Here is a 1,269-nt window from a genome sequence, read left to right on the forward strand (position 1 = left end):
GGGTCTGCTGCACCGGTAGGTGACAGTTGCAGTCACGCGGCCTGACTGGCCGGTGGGGTCATGATGGTCTCGTACTCGATAGGGGTCAACCGGGACAGGGATCGCTGTCGTCTGCGGCGGTGGTAGGTCCGTTCGATCCAGGTCACGATCGCGGTCCTCAACTGCTGGAGGGTGGTCCAGGTTCGCCGGTCGAGGACGTTGTTCTGCAGCAGGCCGAAGAAGGATTCCATGGCGGCGTTGTCGCCGGCGGCGCCGACTCTGCCCATCGACCCGGTCACGTGGTGCTGGTTGAGGGCACGGACGAATTTCCGGCTGCGGAATTGCGACCCGCGGTCGGTGTGCAGCACGCAGCCGGCCACGTCACCACGGCGGGCTACGGCGTTGTGCAGGGCATTGACGGCCAGCCTCGATTTCATGCGTGAGTCGATGGAGTAGCCGACGATCCGGTTGGACCACACGTCCTTGATCGCGCACAGGTAGAGCTTGCCCTCGGCGGTGCGGTGTTCGGTGATGTCGGCCAGCCACAACCGGTTCGGGCCGTCGGCGGTGAAGTCGCGTTGCACGAGGTCGTCGTGCACCGGCGGACCGGCCTTGCCACCCTTGCCGCGCCTCTTGCGTTTGCCGAAGGCACTCCACCAGCCGTTACCCGAGCAGATCAGCCACGCGGTGCGATCAGCCATCGCCTGCCCGGCGGCGCGGGCCTCATCGACCAGGAACCGGTACCCGAACTCCGGGTCATCGCGGTGGGCGTCCACCAGGGCGTTCGCCCGGTAGGCGGCAACGAGTTCGGCGTCGCCCACGGGCTGGGCGAGCCACCGGTAGTAGGGCTGACGAGCGATGTTCAGTACCCGGCACGTCACCGCCACGGGGATACCGTCGGCGGCCAGCTCGCTCACGAGCGGGTAAAGCCTTTTCCCGGCAGATTCGCCTGTGACAGATACGCCGCGGCCCGACGCAGGACCTCGTTCTCCTGTTCGAGGAGCTTGATCCGTTTGCGGGCCTCGCGCAGCTCGGCTGACTCGCTGCCAATGACGCCAGGCTTGGTCCCGGCGTCGATGTCGGCCTGGCGCAGCCACTTGAACAACGTCATCGGGTGGACTCCGAAGTCCTTCGCGATCTGCTCGACCGTCACGCCAGGATCCCGGTCACGGGCCACCCGCACGACATCATCGCGGAACTCACGGGGGTAGGGCTTGGGCACAGCGACATCCTTCCAGCCCGCCACCAGGGCAAGCCATCTCAGATGTCACCTACCGGTGCAGCAGACCC

Annotated in this window: 1 protein-coding gene; it reads right to left on the reverse strand. The window is 66.6% G+C overall.

The window, feature by feature from the left end:
• Positions 1-32: 32 nt before the first annotated feature.
• Positions 33-1,201, reverse strand: a protein-coding gene (locus tag ABT023_RS29020; RefSeq protein WP_350889872.1) for an IS3 family transposase whose coding sequence is annotated in 2 segments (ribosomal slippage) — positions 33-914 and positions 917-1,201 — 1,167 coding nt in all. Because the reading frame shifts where the segments join, the coding sequence is not laid out codon by codon here.
• Positions 1,202-1,269: the final 68 nt, after the last annotated feature.

Origin of the sequence: Micromonospora sp. NPDC002296, from assembly GCF_040296145.1 — a bacterium.
GTDB lineage: Bacteria > Actinomycetota > Actinomycetes > Mycobacteriales > Micromonosporaceae > Micromonospora.